The 18,403-nt window shown below is 59.7% G+C and carries 19 protein-coding genes; 8 read left to right on the forward strand and 11 right to left on the reverse strand.

Annotated features, from left to right (window positions below):
- Positions 1–60: 60 nt before the first annotated feature.
- The 6 genes from tesB to FHX15_RS19665 all read left to right on the forward strand — a co-directional run bounded on the left by tesB (position 61) and on the right by FHX15_RS19665 (position 7,586).
- Positions 61–945, forward strand: coding sequence for an acyl-CoA thioesterase II (tesB, locus tag FHX15_RS19640; RefSeq protein ID WP_184400035.1), 885 nt, complete (start codon positions 61–63; stop codon positions 943–945).
- A 212-nt stretch (positions 946–1,157) separates the two neighbouring features.
- Positions 1,158–1,508 carry a P-II family nitrogen regulator gene (locus FHX15_RS19645; RefSeq protein WP_184400036.1) on the forward strand — a complete coding sequence of 117 codons (351 nt, stop codon included), beginning with the start codon at positions 1,158–1,160 and terminating at the stop codon, positions 1,506–1,508.
- Positions 1,509–1,538: 30 nt separating this feature from the next.
- A complete protein-coding gene (locus FHX15_RS19650) occupies positions 1,539–2,957 on the forward strand; it encodes an ammonium transporter (protein WP_184400037.1) in 1,419 nt (472 codons plus the stop codon).
- Positions 2,958–3,193: 236 nt separating this feature from the next.
- Entirely contained in the window at positions 3,194–5,866 is a 2,673-nt protein-coding gene (locus FHX15_RS19655; RefSeq protein ID WP_184400038.1) for a DNA translocase FtsK, read from the forward strand.
- A gap of 133 nt (positions 5,867–5,999) precedes the next feature.
- Positions 6,000–6,683: an outer membrane lipoprotein carrier protein LolA gene (locus FHX15_RS19660; protein ID WP_184400039.1), complete on the forward strand. Its 684-nt coding sequence runs from the start codon at positions 6,000–6,002 to the stop codon at positions 6,681–6,683.
- Positions 6,684–6,782: 99 nt separating this feature from the next.
- Positions 6,783–7,586, forward strand: a complete 804-nt coding sequence (locus tag FHX15_RS19665; protein WP_184400040.1) for an exodeoxyribonuclease III — start codon at positions 6,783–6,785, stop codon at positions 7,584–7,586.
- A 6-nt stretch (positions 7,587–7,592) separates the two neighbouring features.
- Here the strand turns inward: FHX15_RS19665 and FHX15_RS19670 are convergent, their stop codons facing one another.
- Positions 7,593–8,048, reverse strand: a complete 456-nt coding sequence (locus FHX15_RS19670; protein ID WP_184400041.1) for a cyclic nucleotide-binding domain-containing protein — start codon at positions 8,046–8,048, stop codon at positions 7,593–7,595.
- A 1-nt stretch (position 8,049) separates the two neighbouring features.
- Positions 8,050–8,733, reverse strand: a complete 684-nt coding sequence (locus FHX15_RS19675; RefSeq protein WP_112564470.1) for a response regulator transcription factor — start codon at positions 8,731–8,733, stop codon at positions 8,050–8,052.
- Positions 8,734–8,871: 138 nt separating this feature from the next.
- On the opposite strand from FHX15_RS19675, the gene FHX15_RS19680 reads away from it, so the two are divergent.
- Positions 8,872–9,420 (forward strand): L,D-transpeptidase, encoded by a 549-nt coding sequence (locus FHX15_RS19680; RefSeq protein ID WP_184400042.1) that lies wholly within the window; start codon positions 8,872–8,874, stop codon positions 9,418–9,420.
- A 143-nt stretch (positions 9,421–9,563) separates the two neighbouring features.
- Entirely contained in the window at positions 9,564–10,394 is an 831-nt protein-coding gene (locus tag FHX15_RS19685; protein ID WP_184400043.1) for an aldo/keto reductase, read from the forward strand.
- 78 nt (positions 10,395–10,472) lie between these two features.
- Here the strand turns inward: FHX15_RS19685 and leuC are convergent, their stop codons facing one another.
- From leuC to ffh, 9 genes are all read right to left on the reverse strand, one after another.
- Entirely contained in the window at positions 10,473–11,882 is a 1,410-nt protein-coding gene (gene leuC / locus FHX15_RS19690) for a 3-isopropylmalate dehydratase large subunit (protein WP_184400044.1), read from the reverse strand.
- A gap of 244 nt (positions 11,883–12,126) precedes the next feature.
- Positions 12,127–12,945, reverse strand: a complete 819-nt coding sequence (locus FHX15_RS19695; protein ID WP_184400045.1) for an amino acid ABC transporter permease — start codon at positions 12,943–12,945, stop codon at positions 12,127–12,129.
- An 18-nt stretch (positions 12,946–12,963) separates the two neighbouring features.
- Positions 12,964–13,761, reverse strand: a complete 798-nt coding sequence (locus tag FHX15_RS19700; RefSeq protein ID WP_184400046.1) for a basic amino acid ABC transporter substrate-binding protein — start codon at positions 13,759–13,761, stop codon at positions 12,964–12,966.
- A 146-nt stretch (positions 13,762–13,907) separates the two neighbouring features.
- Positions 13,908–14,450 carry a 50S ribosomal protein L19 gene (rplS, locus tag FHX15_RS19705; protein WP_132655824.1) on the reverse strand — a complete coding sequence of 181 codons (543 nt, stop codon included), beginning with the start codon at positions 14,448–14,450 and terminating at the stop codon, positions 13,908–13,910.
- A 199-nt stretch (positions 14,451–14,649) separates the two neighbouring features.
- Positions 14,650–15,351 (reverse strand): tRNA (guanosine(37)-N1)-methyltransferase TrmD, encoded by a 702-nt coding sequence (gene trmD, locus FHX15_RS19710; RefSeq protein WP_184400047.1) that lies wholly within the window; start codon positions 15,349–15,351, stop codon positions 14,650–14,652.
- A gap of 5 nt (positions 15,352–15,356) precedes the next feature.
- Positions 15,357–15,926 (reverse strand): ribosome maturation factor RimM, encoded by a 570-nt coding sequence (rimM, locus tag FHX15_RS19715; protein ID WP_184400048.1) that lies wholly within the window; start codon positions 15,924–15,926, stop codon positions 15,357–15,359.
- A 127-nt stretch (positions 15,927–16,053) separates the two neighbouring features.
- Positions 16,054–16,422 carry a 30S ribosomal protein S16 gene (gene rpsP / locus FHX15_RS19720; protein WP_132655818.1) on the reverse strand — a complete coding sequence of 123 codons (369 nt, stop codon included), beginning with the start codon at positions 16,420–16,422 and terminating at the stop codon, positions 16,054–16,056.
- A gap of 50 nt (positions 16,423–16,472) precedes the next feature.
- On the reverse strand, positions 16,473–16,793 hold the full coding sequence (locus FHX15_RS19725) for a chorismate mutase (protein WP_184400049.1): 321 nt from the start codon (positions 16,791–16,793) through the stop codon (positions 16,473–16,475).
- 16 nt (positions 16,794–16,809) lie between these two features.
- A complete protein-coding gene (ffh, locus tag FHX15_RS19730; RefSeq protein WP_184400050.1) occupies positions 16,810–18,393 on the reverse strand; it encodes a signal recognition particle protein in 1,584 nt (527 codons plus the stop codon).
- Positions 18,394–18,403 lie beyond the last annotated feature (10 nt).

Raw genomic sequence — 18,403 nt, forward strand, 5'->3', positions numbered from 1 at the left:
TCAGATGCGATCTATATAGATCATCATATTGCCACTTCCTACCGCCGGGAGCCGAACAAAATGACGGAACAAACGGACAAACCTACCGCCATGGAAACATTGATTTCAACGCTCGATATCGAGCCAATCGAGGTCGATATTTTTCGCGGCCGCAGTCCACAGGTTGGCTGGCAGCGCGTCTTCGGCGGACAGGTGATCGCGCAGGCGCTGATGGCAGCGCAGCGCACGGTGGAAAGCGAGCGCTTTATTCACTCGCTGCACGCCTATTTCATGCGCCCCGGCGATCCCTCCGTGCCGATCATCTATCAGGTCGAGCGCATTCGCGACGGTTCGAGCTTCAACACGCGCCGGGCCGTCGCAATCCAGCACGGCAAGGCGATCTTCGCACTGTCGGCCTCATTCCAGCTGGAAGAACCGGGCTACGACCATCAGATTCCCATGCCGCTGGTGCCGATGCCGGAAACGCTGCTCGGCGAACAACAGATCAAGGAACAGTATCTCGCCCGTGCGCCGGCGGCGGTGCGCAAATATTGGGAGCGTGAGCGGCCGATCGAAATCCGGCCCGTTTCGCTCAAGCACTATTTCACGCGGGAGAAGCTCGATCCGCGGCAGGATGTCTGGGTGCGAGCCACCGGTCCCGTGCCGGAAAGCCGGCTCTATCAGGCTGCCGTGCTTGCCTATATCTCAGACATGACGCTACTCGATGCATCGCTGCATGCTCACGGAACGTCCATTTTCGACCAGAACCTGCAGGTCGCAAGCCTTGACCACGCCATGTGGTTCCACAGGCCGGAGAGGCTTGATGATTGGCTGCTTTATACGCAGGATAGCCCGTCTGCCTCAGGTGCCCGGGGATTGACCCGCGGTAGCCTGTTTACACGTTCTGGTGTTCTGATTGCGTCGGTTGCGCAGGAAGGCCTGATTCGGAAAAAGGCAAATGATTAAATAGTATGCATATTTATAAAATTGCGTGTTATTTGTGCGCTTATTGGCCGTTCATTTGCCTGTTTATTGGCGCTCTATTCCATATCCTTTACATTTCAACAACTTAACGATCGTCACGAATCTGGCACATCCTTTGAATGTCTGTTGGCGGTCGCTGTTCAAGAAACCGTCAGCGGCAAGGAGAGTCGGCTCCGCGCCGAGGATAACGAAGGATGGGAAACCAGATGAAAATTGTGATGGCCATTATCAAGCCGTTCAAGCTCGATGAGGTCCGCGAAGCCCTCACGGCGATCGGCATCCAGGGCCTGACTGTGACCGAAGTGAAGGGTTACGGTCGTCAGAAGGGACACACCGAAATCTATCGCGGTACTGAATATGCGGTCAGCTTCCTGCCGAAGCTCAAGATCGAAATCGCGGTCGCATCCGAAATCGTCGACAAGGCGATAGAGGCCATCGCAGCATCTGCCAAGACCGGCCAGATCGGTGACGGCAAAATCTTCGTCTACTCGATCGACCATGCCGTGCGCATCCGCACCGGCGAGACCGATTCAGAAGCGCTGTAAAAAGAACGGCAGATCAAGGAGCTATTTCCAATGTCAATTTCGAAGTTTTCCTCCAACATCGCACGGGTAGGCACCCTTTCGGCAGCCCTGCTGGCGCCGGTTGTTGCTTTCGCACAGGAAGCAGCCCCGGCAGCCGCCGCTGCTCCGGCCTTCACCATGGACAAGGGTGACAATACCTGGATGCTCGTCTCCTCGGCGCTCGTCCTCCTGATGACGATCCCGGGTCTTGCGCTTTTCTACGGCGGCCTCGTGCGTGCCAAAAATATGCTCTCCGTGCTAATGCAGGTCTTCATGATCACCGCCGTCGTGGCGCTGATCTGGGTGACCTATGGCTATTCGCTCGCCTTCACTGACGGTGGCTCGCTGAACAGCTTCGTTGGCGGCTTCTCGAAGGCCTTCCTCGCAGGGGTCAACACCACATCGCTCGCAGAAACCTTCTCGAAGGGCGTCGCCATCCCTGAATACACCTTTATCGTATTTCAGATGACCTTCGCCTGCATCACGCCCGGCCTCATCGTCGGCGCATTCGCCGAGCGCGTTAAGTTCTCGGCCGTCATGCTCTTCGTCGTGCTCTGGGTCACCTTCATCTACTTCCCGATGGCGCACATGGTCTGGTTCTGGGGCGGCCCGAGTTCCTACACGTCGCCCGCCGGCCTGATCTTCTCCTATGGCGCAATCGATTTTGCTGGCGGCACGGTCGTTCACATCAATGCCGGTATCGCTGGCCTCGTCGGCGCCATCATGCTCGGCAAGCGCACCGGCTATAAGAAGGAGATCATGGCTCCGCACTCGATGACGCTCACCATGGTCGGCGCGTCGCTGCTCTGGGTCGGCTGGTTCGGCTTCAACGCCGGCTCCAACCTCGAAGCCAACGCCTATGCATCGCTCGCCATGATCAACACCTTCGTCGCCACGGCCGCTGCCGCTGTGTCCTGGTGCATCGTCGAAAGCTTCGCTCGCGGCAAGGCTTCCATGCTCGGCGGCGCTTCCGGTGCTGTCGCCGGCCTCGTCGCCGTCACTCCGGCTGCGGGCTTTGCCGGCCCGATGGGTTCGATCGTTCTCGGCCTCATCGTCTCGCCGGTCTGCTACTTCTTCGTCGACGTCGTGAAGAACAAGTTCAACTATGACGATAGCCTCGACGTCTTCGGTGTCCATTGCATCGGCGGCATCATCGGCGCTCTCGGCACCGGCATCCTCGTCAATCCGGCCCTTGGTGGCGCCGGTATCGTCGACTACTCGACCGCCGATTTCGCTGCCTCCTATGCCGGTACGGCAACCCAGGTCCTGGCCCAGGCCAAGGGCGTTCTCACGACGCTGCTGTGGTCGGGCATTGGCTCTGCGATCCTCTACAAGATCGTCGATGTCATCGTCGGCCTGCGCGTTTCCGTCGAAGCCGAGCGCGAAGGTCTCGACCTCGCAACGCATGGCGAAGCGGCCTACCACGCCTAATCACAGGGTTTGCGGCGCCCGGCACAGAGCGCCGCCGAACAGCCCGTCGCGGCCTATCTAACCATAAGCCGCTCTTGGCCCGGACCTTCCAAGGTTCGGGCCCTTTTCTTTTTAGCGATCCGGCATATGCATGGTTAACATCGCTTTAACCCTACTTTGATTAGGTGGAGCGGACGCATTTGGCGCGGCGAAGCATTGGCGATTCGCGTGCCCACAGGCATTGGACGGGTTAGAACATGGCAAGAAGCACGTCGCCGGCGATGGATGGCCGTCCTGACCGGTTCTCCTTCTCGGCATTCATGCTGCGGCAGATCCAGGCTCTCACGGGCTTTGCGGTCTTTCTGGCGCTGGCGCTCGCGGTTGCGGCGCTTGCGACCTGGAATGTCACCGATCCCAGCTATTCGTATGCCACGAGCAATCTGCCGACTAACGTGCTGGGTTACAGTGGGGCTGCCTTCGCCGATATCGCCATGCAGTTCCTGGGGCTGGCCAGCGTCGTTTCGATGCTGCCCGTCGTTGCCTGGGCGCTGGCGCTGATTTCCGGCCGCCACATCAGCCGCATCCCGGCGCGCGCCGGTGCCTGGCTTGCCGGTACGGTGCTTTCCTCTGCCGTCATCGGTTGTTTCCCGCCGCCGCTCACCTGGCCGATCCCGAACGGTATCGGTGGGGTCATCGGTGACATGATCCTGCGTTTCCCAGCTCTTTTCGTCGGCGCTTATCCAACCGGTGTTTTTGCCACCGCCGTCGGCTGCGTCTTCGCCGTTCCAACGGCGTGGATGATGCTCTTTGCTGCCGGTATCGTTGGCCGCAACGAGCTCGATGAGGAGGAAGACGAACTAGAGGATTATGTCGATACGCGAAGCAAGGCGCGTGTCGTGGGCGAAGAGGATGATGAAGACGACGAATCCCGCTGGATGGCCTTTGGTGGTGCTATCACCCACGCTTGGTACATGAACCAGGCCCGTTTCCGCCGGCTTTTCGGCATGGGCCCGCGCAAGCGCCGCCAGAGCGATTTCGAATCGCCCTACGATTTCAACGACGATGAATTTGGTAAGCTGAACGAGCCCGTACGTGCCAAGCCTCTTGCACGCGGCGAGCGGATGGATCCGTCCATGGAGTCCCGCGTCGCATCGAGTCGGCGTGTCGTATCGCCGCCTTCCATCTCGCTCAACGATGATGACGATGAGGACGACGATCCGCCGTTCGACACTGATATGCCGCCACGTCCGGCCGATATCCTGCCTGACGACGGCGATGACTGGATGATCCGCGCGCCGGCGAAATCGAATGCCAAGCCCGAGCCGCGCGTCATTCCCACCTCGGCCCGCCCGAAGCCGGGCGCCCGCGTCGACCGCGAGGCGCAAAGTTCGTTCATCCGACCGGAGGGTTTCCAGCTTCCTTCCATGCACCTGCTCGCAGAGCCGAAGAACGTCGTGCGCGATTCGACGCTTTCGGCTGATGCGCTGGAGCAGAATGCCCGCATGCTGGAAGGCGTGCTGGAGGATTTCGGCGTCAAGGGCGAAATCATCCATGTCCGCCCCGGCCCGGTTGTCACACTCTACGAGCTGGAGCCGGCGCCCGGCATCAAATCGTCCCGCGTTATAGGCCTTGCCGACGATATCGCCCGTTCGATGAGCGCGATTGCCGCCCGCGTCGCCGTTGTGCCGGGGCGCAATGCGATCGGTATCGAATTGCCGAACCAGACGCGCGAAACCGTCTATCTGCGCGAACTCATCGCCTCGCGCGATTTCGAAAGCTCCAAGGCAAAGCTCGCCATGGCGCTTGGCAAGACGATTGGCGGCGAAGCTGTCATCGCCGATCTTGCGAAGATGCCGCATCTCCTGGTGGCCGGCACGACCGGTTCGGGCAAGTCCGTCGCCATCAATACCATGATCCTGTCGCTGCTTTATCGCATGACGCCGGAACAGTGCCGCCTCATCATGATCGACCCGAAGATGCTGGAACTTTCCGTCTATGACGGTATCCCGCACCTGCTTTCGCCTGTCGTCACCGATCCCAAGAAGGCTGTCGTTGCGCTCAAATGGACCGTCCGAGAGATGGAAGAGCGCTACAAGAAGATGTCGAAGATTGGCGTTCGCAATATCGACGGCTTTAACACCCGCGTCGAACAGGCGCTTGCCAAGGGCGACACGATCTCGCGCACGGTGCAGACTGGCTTCGATAGGCAGACCGGCGAGGCTGTCTACGAGACCGAAGAGTTCGACCTGCAGCCGATGCCCTACATCGTCGTCATCATCGACGAGATGGCTGACCTGATGATGGTCGCCGGCAAGGATATCGAAGGTGCGGTCCAGCGCCTCGCGCAGATGGCGCGTGCGGCCGGTATTCACGTCATCATGGCGACACAGCGTCCTTCGGTCGATGTGATCACCGGCACGATCAAGGCGAATTTCCCGACGCGCATTTCCTTCCAGGTCACCTCAAAGATCGACAGCCGCACGATCCTTGGCGAGCAGGGCGCTGAACAGTTGCTCGGCATGGGCGACATGCTCTATATGGCCGGCGGCGGCCGCATCCAGCGCGTCCACGGTCCTTTCGTGTCTGATGTGGAAGTCGAAGAGATCGTTTCCTATCTGAAGACGCAGGGCTCGCCGCAATACCTCGATGCTATTACCGCCGATGACGATGAGGATGATGACTATGGCGGCGGTCCGGCCGGCACCGCAAACCTTGCCGATTCAGAGGATCCCTACGATCAGGCCGTCGCCATAGTCCTGCGGGATGGCAAGGCGTCGACCTCTTATGTTCAGCGCAGGCTCGGCATCGGCTATAATCGTGCTGCTTCGCTGATCGAGCGCATGGAGCAGGAGGGCATTATCGGCCCTGCCAACCATGCCGGCAAACGCGAGATTCTGGTGCCGACGGACGGGGATATTCTCGACCGTTGATACGGGAAATTTTGCAGCGCGGCCCGACGGCGGAAACCCTCGGGCGTGTAATCCGTTACCTTTTACCGGACGATCGCGGTGCCTTGAAGACGCCGCCTTTCAGCGGCATGCAGACCGCATACAGGAGGTTCACATGACCAACTCCGCATCCATCTTTTCCGGCCTGCCGGTAAGCCGCCGTGACGTCCTTGGTGTCTTTGCCGCTGCGGCAGTTGCAGGCGCGGTTCCGTTTCCCGCTCTCGCGCAGGTCGCACAGGCGGCGGCCCCCGCCGCCAACAACGCTACGGCACAGGCGATTGCCGATCATTTCTCCAGCGTCGCCACCATGCAGGGCGAGTTCGTGCAGTTCGGTCCACGCGGCGAGCAGACCGGCGGCAAGTTCTTCATCGAGCGCCCCGGTAAGCTACGCTTCAACTATGACGATCCGTCGCCGATGCGCGTGATTGCCGACGGCAGGAACGTCGCGATCGGCAATATTAAGCTCAAGACCTGGGATCTCTATCCGCTCTCCAAGACGCCGCTCAGCCTGCTGCTTGCGCCGCATATCGACCTTTCCGCCGGCATGGTGAAGGGGGTGAAGCAAGAGTCCGATCTGACGACGATCTCGCTCGGCAACAATACGGTGTTCGGCAACTCAACCATCACCATGATGTTCGACCCGAAGACCTATGACCTGCGCCAGTGGACGATCACCGATAATCAGGGCAAGGATACGTCGGTCATGATCTTCAACGTAAAAACCGGTGTTGCCTTCGACGAGCGCGTCTTCCGGGTGCCCTATGAGGATATCAAGGGCACTTCGGCAAACCGCGATTGATGCTTTTCGGTTGATCACCGACCGCTTTTGCCTGCGGCCGGTTTTCTCGCTGGCGCCTTTGCTCTAAAGCCCTTTCAGAGGGATCTGAAAGGGCATGGCATGAGCTTTTCCATAACCACCTGGAACATCAATTCGGTTCGACTGCGCATGCCGATCGTCGAGCAATTGGTATTAAAGCACCGGCCCGACATTCTCTGCCTGCAGGAAACCAAGGTTCCGAACGACCTCTTCCCGTTGGCGCCGCTACGCGCCATGGGCTACGAGCATATCATCATCCACGGCCAGAAAGGCTATCACGGAGTTGCCATCGCCTCCCGCGTGCCGCTGACCGAGGATCATCGGCAGGATTACTGCAATGTCGGCGATGCGCGTCATATCTCGGCGGTCTTCGAGCGCGGCAGCCGGCGCATCCGCTTGCATAATTTCTATGTTCCTGCCGGCGGCGATGAACCGGATCGCACGATCAATCCGAAATTCGGCCATAAGCTCGATTTCATCGAGGAGATGAAGAATCTCAAGGCCAGCGCTGAAGCAAATACCTCAGCCATCCTCGTCGGCGATCTCAATATTGCACCGCTGGAACATGATGTCTGGTCGCACAAGCAGCTTCTGAAGATCGTCAGCCATACGCCCATCGAAACCGATGGGCTGCTCGAGGTGATGAAGCGCGGCGGTTGGCATGATCTCATGCGCCAGCACGTGCCTGCCAATGAGAAGCTCTATACGTGGTGGAGCTACCGCGCGAAGGATTGGGAAGCTGCCGACAAGGGCCGGCGCCTCGATCACATCTGGTCGTCGCCCGACCTCGCTCCGCATCTGCAGCGCATCGAAGTGCTGAAGGAAGCACGCGGCTGGGAGCGCCCTTCCGACCATGTGCCGGTGACTGTGCATCTCAATCTCTGAGAAGCTTTAGCTGAAACGATGAAACTGACTTGCGGCTTGCGCTGCAAGATCGGCAATACTGTCGCGGATACGGTTTTCCATGATGCGCGCCGCCGACGGAAATTCCTCGATCAGGCGAAGGAACAGCGCTCGCGTGATGCGGATGATGCCGGTATCCTCGCGTGCGACAGCGGTGAATTTGCGCTCCACCTGAGTGATAAGGGCCAGTTCCGAAATCAAGGCTCCCGGCCCGACGATGGCTTCGGTCCGCGCCCTGCCATCCGAGCCGGCTACGCTGAGTTCAAGGCTGCCGCTGGTGATTACATAGGCGCTTTCGGCCGGCGAGCCCTGACGAAACAGCATCTGCCCGGCCGCAATCACGCGACGGTCTGCGCCGAAGGCTATCAGCCGCAACTGGTCCTCATTCATGTCCTTGAAGAGCGGAAGCTGCGACAACAGCTGGATATCGTCGGAAAGAGACATGCTACGGGATGATCTTATAGCCGCCGTTTTCCGTCACCAGAATCTCGGCATTGGATGGATCCCGTTCGATCTTCTGGCGCAGGCGGTAGACATGGGTTTCCAGCGTGTGGGTGGTGACGCCGGAATTATAGCCCCAGACTTCTTCCAGCAGGACGTCGCGGGTGACGACCTTCTGTTCAGCGCGATAGAGATAGCGGATGATCGCTGCCTCCTTCTCCGTCAGTCGAATCTTCTGGCCGTTGTCGGTGGTCAGCAGCTTCTGGCTTGGCTTGAAGAGATAGGGGCCGACGGTAAAAGTGGCATCTTCGCTCTGTTCGTGCTGGCGAAGCTGCACGCGGATGCGGGCGAGCAGCACGGCGAAACGGAAAGGCTTGGTGACGTAGTCGTTGGCGCCGGCCTCAAGGCCGAGGATCGTATCCGAATCCGTATCGTGACCCGTCAGCATGATGATCGGCGCCTTAAAGCCACCCTTGCGCAGCAGCTTGACGGCTTCGCGGCCGTCCATATCCGGCAAGCCGACGTCCATGATCAGCAGATCGACCGGATTGGAGCGGGCGGCCTGGACGCCTTTGCCCGCGGTCGCTTCCTGCAGGACCGTGAATTCCTCATACAACGACAATTGCTCCGTCAGCGTCTGACGAAGGTCGTCATCGTCATCCACCAGAAGAATGGTGCGTGCGGTCATGCGGGTGCGTCCTTGCGTTTGTCAGATAGTCCTACGCCAAATTCCACATTTGGCAAGGATTGGCGGTCTAATGTTGCCGCGTAGGGTTTCATATGGTTTCAATCGAACCCCAAGGCAATTCAAGAACATGCGAGAAAAATGGAAAAAGCAAGGCGAGAGCGAAATGGCCGGCCGTCAACGCTCGTGGTGCGTGCTGCGCCCGGCAACCCAAGTCGCGCCATCGTTCGGTTTGGCCCGCTTACCATGCCCGCTGCGATCGGCCGCAGCGGCCGATCGGTGATCAAGCAGGAAGGTGACGGCGCAACGCCGATTGCTGCCATGCCTTTGCTATACGGCTTCCGCCGCGGCGAGCGAAACGGTTACCTTCCCACAACGCTGGCCCTCAAACGCATTCGCACCAATATGCTTTGGTGCGATCAGCCCGCTGATGCGAACTATAACAGGCTGGTCAAGGCACCATTCAAGCCGAGCCATGAGGAGATGAAGCGGAAGGACGGGCTTTACGATATCTGCCTGGTACTCGATTGGAATGTGACCTCACGGGTGCGCAACCGCGGCTCGGCAATCTTCTTCCATCTCATCCGCCCCGGTTATGAGCCTACCGCCGGCTGTGTCGCGATCAGCGTCCGCGATATGCGCCGCATCCTGCCCTTCCTTAGAAAGGGAACAATTGTCCGCGTTCTCTGATTGTCTTGCCGATCAGCTGTCCTATATGGGTTTTCGACCGGGCGCGCGGGCTGCAATATGTCTAGGAAAAACGCTTCGCGGCTTCAATTCATGCCCATTCAATTCGTGTCTTTGGCCATCCTTCAAATTTCCGGAGATATAGTGTGACCCCTCAGCCCATTATCACTTTCCATGACGGACATTCCATTCCCCAGGTAGGCCTCGGCGTCTGGCAGACGCCGCAGGATATCGCGGCTCCGACTGTGCGCACTGCGCTTGCTGCGGGCTATCGTCATATCGACACGGCTTCCGGCTATGACAATGAAGAGGGTGTCGGCGAAGGCATTCGTTCTTCTGGCATCGACCGCAAAGATATCTTCGTCACCACGAAACTTCGCAATACCGACCAGGGTTATGACAATGCACTGCGCGCTTTCGACGTCAGCCTCAAGAAGCTCGGAAGCGACTATGTCGATCTTTACCTCATCCACTGGCCGTCGCCGCATCGGGGCCTCTACCGTGAAACCTGGAAGGCTTTCGTGCGCCTGCGTGAAGAAGGCCGCGTACGCTCCATCGGCGTATCGAATTTCTATCCCGATCATCTCGATCATATCATCGGCGATACGGGCGTTGTTCCTGTTATCAACCAGATCGAGCTCCATCCGGACTTTCAGCAGAAGGCGGCGCAGGAGGCGCATAAGAAGCTCAACATCGTCACCGAATCCTGGAGCCCGCTCGGCCAGGGCCGTTTCATTTCCAATCCGATCATCGGCCAGATTGCCGCCAAGCACAGTAAGACCCCGGCTCAGGTGATCATCCGCTGGCATATCGATACCGGCCTTGTCGTCATCCCGAAATCGGTAACGCCGTCGCGCATCGAGGAGAACTTTGACGTCTTCGATTTCAAGCTGGACGGTGAAGACATGGCGGCGATCGCCAAGCTCGACAGCGTCGGCGCCCGGATGGGTCCGGACCCTTATACCGCGACGTTCTAGGCGCTGCTTTCTCTGCCAATTCGTAAAAAGGCCCGACACGTGAGCGCCGGGCCTTTGTCATGCCAGATCGGAAGAAGATCACTTCCACTCTCGGATATCGACGAAGTGGCCGGCAATCGCTGCGGCTGCAGCCATGGCCGGCGAGACGAGATGCGTGCGACCCTTGAAGCCCTGGCGGCCTTCGAAGTTGCGGTTCGAGGTCGAGGCGCAACGTTCGCCCGGCTTCAGGCGGTCGTCGTTCATGGCAAGGCACATAGAGCAGCCCGGCTCGCGCCAGTCGAAGCCGGCAGCCTTGAAGATCTTGTCGAGGCCTTCAGCTTCTGCCTGTTCCTTCACCAGGCCGGAGCCGGGAACGATCATGGCGTTGACGGTCGAGGCAACGGTCTTGCCCTCAATAACCTTGGCGGCGGCGCGCAGATCCTCTATACGGCCGTTGGTGCAGGAGCCGATGAAGACGCGGTCGACGGCAATGTCGGTCATCTTCGTGCCCGGCTTCAGGCCCATATAGTCAAGCGCGCGCCACTTGGAGGCGCGCTTCGTTTCGTCCTGGATTTCGTCGGGATTTGGCACTGTGCCCTGAACCGAGACCACGTCTTCAGGCGAGGAGCCCCAGGAGACGATCGGCGGCAGTTCGGCAGCGTTCAGCTTGACGATACGGTCGAAATGCGCGCCTTCGTCCGACTTCAGCGTCTTCCAATAGGCGATCGCCTGTTCCAATGCTTCGCCCTTCGGGGCGCGCGGCTTGCCCTTGATATATTCGAAGGTGACCTCGTCAGGCGCGATCAGGCCGGCGCGGGCGCCGCCCTCGATCGACATGTTGCAGATCGTCATGCGGCCTTCCATCGACAGCGAGCGGATCGCTTCGCCGGCATATTCGATGACGTAGCCTGTGCCGCCTGCAGTGCCGATCTCGCCGATGATGGCAAGAACGATATCCTTGGCGGTGACACCCGGCGGCAGCTGGCCGTCGACCTGCACCAGCATGTTCTTGGCCTTCTTCTGGATCAGCGTCTGGGTCGCGAGAACGTGCTCGACCTCAGACGTGCCGATACCGTGGGCGAGCGAGCCGAAGGCGCCATGCGTGGAGGTATGGCTATCGCCGCAGACGATCGTCATCCCCGGTAGAGTGAAACCTTGTTCCGGGCCGATGATGTGGACGATGCCCTGGCGCTTGTCGTTTTCGGAGTAATATTCGACGTTGAACTCGGCGGCATTCTTGGCCAGTTGCTCGACCTGAATGCGGCTTTCCTCGTTCTTGATGCCGAGATGGCGATCAGCGGACGTGGGGACGTTGTGGTCGACGACGGCAAGCGTCTTTTCCGGCGCCCGGACTTTGCGGCCGGACATGCGCAGGCCTTCGAAAGCCTGCGGCGAGGTGACTTCATGGACCAGGTGACGGTCGATGTAGAGAAGACAGGTGCCGTCTTCCTGTTCGTCGACCAGATGGTCGGCCCAGATCTTGTCGTAAAGGGTACGCGGTGCGCTCATGGCTAATGGTCCGTTTTGGCTGGAGCATGGAATTTGGAGTTATGGCGGACAGGCTCCGCCGGCCGTCATTCGATCAACGAAGTCGGCTGTTGAGCGCACCGGAAACGGACGCAAAGAAGCGTGCCGGCAGGCGGTAATGGTCCTGCAGCACGAAAATATGCGCCCCGATGCATCTGAACTTGGATTCCATGGCGCTGGATATAGCGATTTTTGATCGAAACGGCAATTCGAATCATGAAGCGGCTTACCGCCGCGGCATCTGCTTCATCTTCTTCTCGATCCGCCGCAGGAAGAGCGACAGACCGATCGTCAAGATCAGATAGATGTAAGTGACGATCGAGTAGGTTTCGAAGAAGCGGAATGAGCCGGAGGCATAGACTTTGCCCATCTGCGTGATATCGGCGACGCCGAGGACGGAAACGAGGGAACTATCCTTCACCATCGAGACGAAATCATTGGAGAGCGGCGGGAAGATAACCCGGATCGCTTGCGGAAAGACGACGAGCCGGAACCGCCGGTAGCGCGACAGACCGAGCGATTTGGCGGCCTCAATCTGACCGAGATCGACGGATTGGAAGCCAGCGCGGAAGATTTCGGCGATGAAGGAGGAATAGCCGATCATCAGGGCGATGATGGCGCGCCACATCAGTGACAGGTCGCGTACGAGGATCGGCTCCGTCAGGCCCGCCTTCACCAGGGGTGTTATTACGAAGTTATAGGCTGCGACAAAACCCGGCGCACCGACGAAAGCGATGTAGAAGAGCAGCACCAGGATGGGAATGCCCCTGATGATCTCGATATAGAAGCGGGCGATTTGGCGCAGCACGATGCTGTCGGAAAGGCCGAGCAGCGCGATGCCGAGGCCGAGCACCGTTGCCAGCACAAAGGCGATGAGCGTGACGAATACTGTGATGCCGACGCCATTGACGACGGTGCGGAAGACCTGCGCGTAAATGTCGTTGGTGACGATGACGGCGGCGAGGATGATGCCGATCAGGACAAGGACGGCCAGCCACCAGGGGCGGTCGTCCTTCTCGTGTCGCGGGGATGGTGGTAGTGCCATCTGCGATCGCGCGGGGGATTATTCGCCCATCTTGTAATCGAGGAACCACTTTTTGTTCAGTGCATCAAAGGTGCCGTCGGCCTTGAGTGCCGAGATCGCAGCGTTCACCGGTGCGACAAGATCGGAGCCCTTCGGGAAGATGAAGCCGAAGTCTTCGGTGCCGAGCGGTTCTCCGACAACTTTCAGCCCGCCATTCGAGGAGTCGACATAACCCTTTGCAGCGACGCTGTCGGTCAGAACGAGATCGACGTCGCCGGTTTTCAAAGCCTGTACGGTTGCGCCGAAGGTTTCGAAGAGCTTGATGCGCGGGTTCTGCTCATTGCCGTCGAGGATCTCATAGACGGCGGTATAGAAAGGCGATGTGCCTGGCTGCGCGCCGATCAGCCCGTCCTTGAAGGTGCCGAAGCTCTTGGCGTCAGTGAAGCGCTTTTCGTCGCCGCGCACCAGCATGAACTGCTGAGAGCGCATGTAGGGGTCGGAGAAGTCGACCTTCTGCTTGCGATCGTCCTTGATGGTGATGCCGGTCATGCCGATGTTGTACTGACCATCGGAGACAGCCTGGATCATCGCATCCCAGCTGGTGTTCTGGTACTCGACCTTGAAATTCAGCCGCTTGGAGATCTCGTTCATCGCATCATATTCCCAGCCGATCGCCTTGCCCGACTTGGGATCGACGAATTGCAGCGGCGGGTAGGCGTTTTCCGTCACCACAACGACGGTCTTGCCGCCGAGGTCCGGCAAGCCGGCGGCATAGGCTGCGAGCGGCGAAAGCATGACGGCCGTCAGGCCGGCGAGAACGGTGCGGCGAAAGAACATGGTGTGGCTCCCCAATATTTGAACGGCAGAATTGTCATGGAAGATGCTGATATGGCAAGGCTGCATGCGCTGCGCATCAACGCAAAAAAGGAAAGGCGGCCCAAAGACCGCCTTTCCCAAGCAATGATTTTCGCTTTCGCGAGTGCTTATTCAGCCGAGCCTTCAGCAGCGGCTGCAGCTGCAGCTTCTGCGGCGGCCTTTGCTTCAGCGGCTTCTGCTGCTGCCTTTTCGGCGGCGAGAGCCTGGGCTGCTGCAACCTTTTCAGCTTCGATACGTGCCTTTTCATCGGCAACAGCCTGACGCTCGGCGTCGTTGAGCTTGCGGGCGCGGGTGCCGGTGTTCTCGACGATACGAGCCGACTTACCGCGACGGTCGCGCAGGTAGTAGAGCTTGGCGCGACGGACCTTACCGCGGCGAACGACTTCGACGCTTTCGATCAGCGGGGAGTAAACCGGGAATACGCGCTCGACGCCTTCGCCGTAGGAGATCTTGCGGACCGTGAAGTTTTCCTGCAGACCGCCGCCGGAACGGGCGATGCAGACGCCTTCATAGGCCTGAACACGGGTACGGTTGCCTTCCGTGACCTTCACGTTGACGCGGACGGTGTCGCCCGGGGAGAATTCAGGAAGGGTGCGCTTGGCTTCGATCTTGGCGGCCTGTTCGGCCTCAAGCTGCTGAATGATGTTCATCGTCTTAACCTTTGGTTCTTCTGAAACAGCCAGAGCGCTCACACTTATCCTTCGGTCGATGCCTCCGGAGTTTGCCCTTGCGGGCGGGAGCGGATTCGCCATTCTTTGTTTGCTGGCAGACGGGGCGAGCCCCATTTCCGGGTGCGCCAATACACGAAAGACTTCCGCTTGTCATCCCTTGGACGGCAAATTTGTGAAATCAGCCGTCTTTTCCGGCCTTCCGAGTTGCCAGAAGTTCGGGGCGTCTTTCCCTGGTCAAGGAAACAGCCTGTTCGTGACGCCATTTTTCGATCGCGCCATGATTGCCCGAAGTCAGGATCGCCGGAATCTCGCGGCCTTCCCACTCCTGCGGGCGCGTGTAGTGCGGATGTTCCAGAAGCCCGCCTTCGAAGCTTTCGTGCAGACCGGAGAGGTCGTTGCCCATGACACCCGGCAGAATGCGCACGATCGCGTCGAGCACGATCAGCGCGGCCGGTTCGCCACCGGAAAGCACATAATCGCCGATCGAGACTTCCTCGAGTTCGCGCGCCTCGATCACCCGTTGATCGATACCTTCGAAACGGCCGCAGACGATGATCACCCCCTCGCCCGCCGCAAGCTCGCGCACTCGCTCCTGCGTCAGCGGCTTGCCGCGCGGGCTCATCAGAAGGCGCGGGCGGTTGTCGTTTTCAGATGCGCTGTCGATCGCGCGGGCAAGCACGTCAGGCTTCAGCACCATGCCTGCGCCGCCGCCGGCCGGCGTGTCATCGACGGTGCGGTGTTTGTCAGTTGCGAAATCGCGGATTTGCACGGTATCGAGCGACCATTGTCCGCGCTCGGCTGCCTTGCCAGCGAGCGAAAAGCCCAGATGGCCCGGAAACATTTCCGGATAGAGTGTCAGCACGGTCGCCCGGAAAGCCATGGCGATTACTTCTTTTTCTTCGGCTTGCCTGCGGTGAGGCCCTTCAGGTCATCAGGATCGTCCACAAGGCCTGCCGCAAGTGGATCGATCAGCAGCTTGCCGGCTTCGAGGTCTATTTCCAGCACGGAGGCTTCCGAGAAAGGAATCAGCACGGGGCGCTTGCCCGGGCCTTTGAGCTCCAGGAGATCGCCGGCGCCGAAATCGAAGACGCCGGTAACCGTTCCGTAGCTGACACCCTGATCGTCGAAGGCTTCCAATCCCTCCAGGTCGGCATAGAAGAACTCGTCATCTTCCAACTCCTCATCCGACAGGTTGTCGCGTTCGACATAGAGCTCCAGCCCGTTCAGCGCTTCGGCAGCGTTTCGATCGTTGATGCCGCGGAAGCGGACTACGACTATGTTCTTTGCCTCGCGTAGCTCCAGAATCTCGAAGCTGCGGCCATCCATGCTGTGCAGATGGCCGTAGTCGCCGAGCGCGGTTGGATCGGCCGTGTAGGCTTTCACACGCACCTCGCCGCGAATGCCTTGTGCGCCGCCGATCGTCGCCATCAGCACCGGATTTTCAAGCTTGGTCATGGGTTCCTTCATTCGAACGCAGGCAAGAAGCCAAGATCACGCTTCTCTTAAACGAAGTGCATGGGAATGGAAACGAAAACGGGCGCCATGTCGCCATGCCGCCCGTTTAGATCGGATCGAAAATCGATTATTCGGCAGAAGCAGCAGCTTCGGCGGCGTCAGCAGCCTTCTGAGCCTTCTCGGCAGCACGCTCCTGAGCCTTCTTGCCCGGCTTTGCCTTTTCCGGGTTATTGCGAGCTTCGCGCTTGGAGATGCCGGCTTCGTCGAGGAAGCGCAGGACGCGGTCGGTCGGCAGGGCGCCCTGGTCGAGCCAGTGCTTGATGCGCTCTCCGTTCAACTGAACGCGCTTCTCATCGTCCTTGGCGAGCATCGGGTTCCAGGAACCGAGGTTCTCAAGGAAGCGGCCGTCGCGCGGGCTACGGGCATCGGCGAGAACGACGTGATAGTACGGGCGCTTCTTGGAACCACCGCGTGCGAGACGAATTTTCAGTGCCATTTTCTTTACTCCTTAGGCTTTTCTTGAACCGCTTCGTTGTGCGGTATCGGTTATCGGGCTGCGGCGCTCTGTTCAGCGTGGTCCGCAGCGATCTGCTCATGATGCCGGATGACTTCCTTGATGATGAAGTTCAGAAACTTCTCGGCGAAATCCGGGTCCAGATGCGCGTCTTCAGCAAGCTGACGAAGACGGCTGATCTGGTATTCCTCGCGCGCCGGATCGGCCGGCGGCAATTTGTACTTGGCCTTCAGCACGCCGACCTCTTTGGTGCAGCGGAAACGTTCGGCCAGGATGTGAACGAGCGCCGCATCGATATTGTCGATCGACTGGCGGTAGCTCGAAAGCTGGGCTTTGATGTCTGGATCAATCATGGGGCAGGCGATCCTTTCACTTCTTCTTCGGCAATCCGGGCAGACCCGGGAAACCACCACCGAGGCCCGGCAGCTTTGCGCCACCAAGACCGGGCAATCCGCCCGGCAAGCCTCCGCCTAGACCGGGCATGCCCCCACCCGGCTTTCCGAGACCCGCCGCTTCCGCCTGCTTCTGCAGGGCTTCCAGCTGTTTCGGGTCGATATTCGAGAGATCGGGCATACCGCCCATGCCGCCGAGGCCCCCCAGCCCCATCTTGCCGGCAAGGCCGCCCATCATCTGCTTCATCATGCCGCCTTTGCCCTTGCCGCCCATCATCTTCATCATGTCCGCCATCTGGCGGTGCATCTTCAGAAGTTTGTTGATGTCGGCGGCATCGGTACCGGAGCCGGCGGCGATCCGCTTCTTGCGCGAATGCTTGAGAAGGTCGGGATTGGAGCGTTCCGCCTTGGTCATCGAGGAAATGATAGCGAGCTGGCGCTTGAAGAGGCGATCATCGAGGCCGGCGGCGGCCATCTTGTCCTTCATGCCGGCCATGCCGGGCATTAGGCCCATGATGCCACCCATACCGCCCATCTTTTGCATCTGCTTCAGCTGGTCGGCGAGGTCGTTCAGGTCGAACTTACCCTTAGCCATCTTGGCGGCCATGGCGGCCGCCTTTTCGGCATCAATATTTTCGGCAGCCTTTTCGACGAGCGAGACGATATCGCCCATGCCAAGGATACGGTCGGCGATACGGCGGGGATGGAATTCCTCCAGCTCGCCCATCCGTTCGCCGACGCCGATCAGCTTGATCGGCTTGCCAGTGACGGCGCGCATGGAAAGAGCTGCGCCGCCGCGACCGTCGCCGTCCATGCGGGTCAGGACGAGGCCGGTAATGCCGACACGCTCATCGAAACTCCGAGCGAGGTTGACGGCGTCCTGACCGGTCAAGCTATCGGCGACCAGCAGGATTTCGTGCGGGTTCGATTTTTTCTTGATGTCGGCCATTTCGACCATCAAGGGCTCGTCGATGTGGGTGCGACCGGCGGTATCGAGAATGACGACGTCATGACCGCCGAGTTTTGCGGCCTGAACGGCGCGGGCGGCGATATCGGTCGGCGACTGGCCGGCAATGATCGGCAGCGTGTCCACATTGGCCTGGGCGCCGAGCTGGCGAAGCTGCTCCTGCGCAGCCGGACGGCGCGTGTCGAGCGATGCCATCAGCACCTTCTTCTTCTCGCGCGTCGTCAGGCGGTTGGCGATCTTTGCCGTCGTCGTCGTCTTGCCGGAGCCCTGCAGGCCGACCATCATGATGACGACAGGGGCGGCGGCATGAAGGTCGACGCCAACGCCTTCGCCGCCGAGCATCTCGATCAGCTCGTCGTGGACGATCTTGACGACCATCTGGCCGGGCTTGATCGATTTCAGGATCTCGGCGCCGACGGCTTTCTCACGGACGCGGTCGGTAAAAGAGCGGACGACCTCAAGAGAAACGTCGGCTTCCAGAAGGGCACGGCGAACCTCCCGCAGCGCCGCGGAAACATCACTTTCCGAAAGCGCGCCACGGCCTGTCAGTCCATTCAGGATGGAACCAAGACGGTCTTGGAGGTTCTCAAACATCGGCTCTTCC

The sequence above is a fragment of the Rhizobium sp. BK650 genome (assembly GCF_014195325.1).
Taxonomy (GTDB): domain Bacteria; phylum Pseudomonadota; class Alphaproteobacteria; order Rhizobiales; family Rhizobiaceae; genus Rhizobium.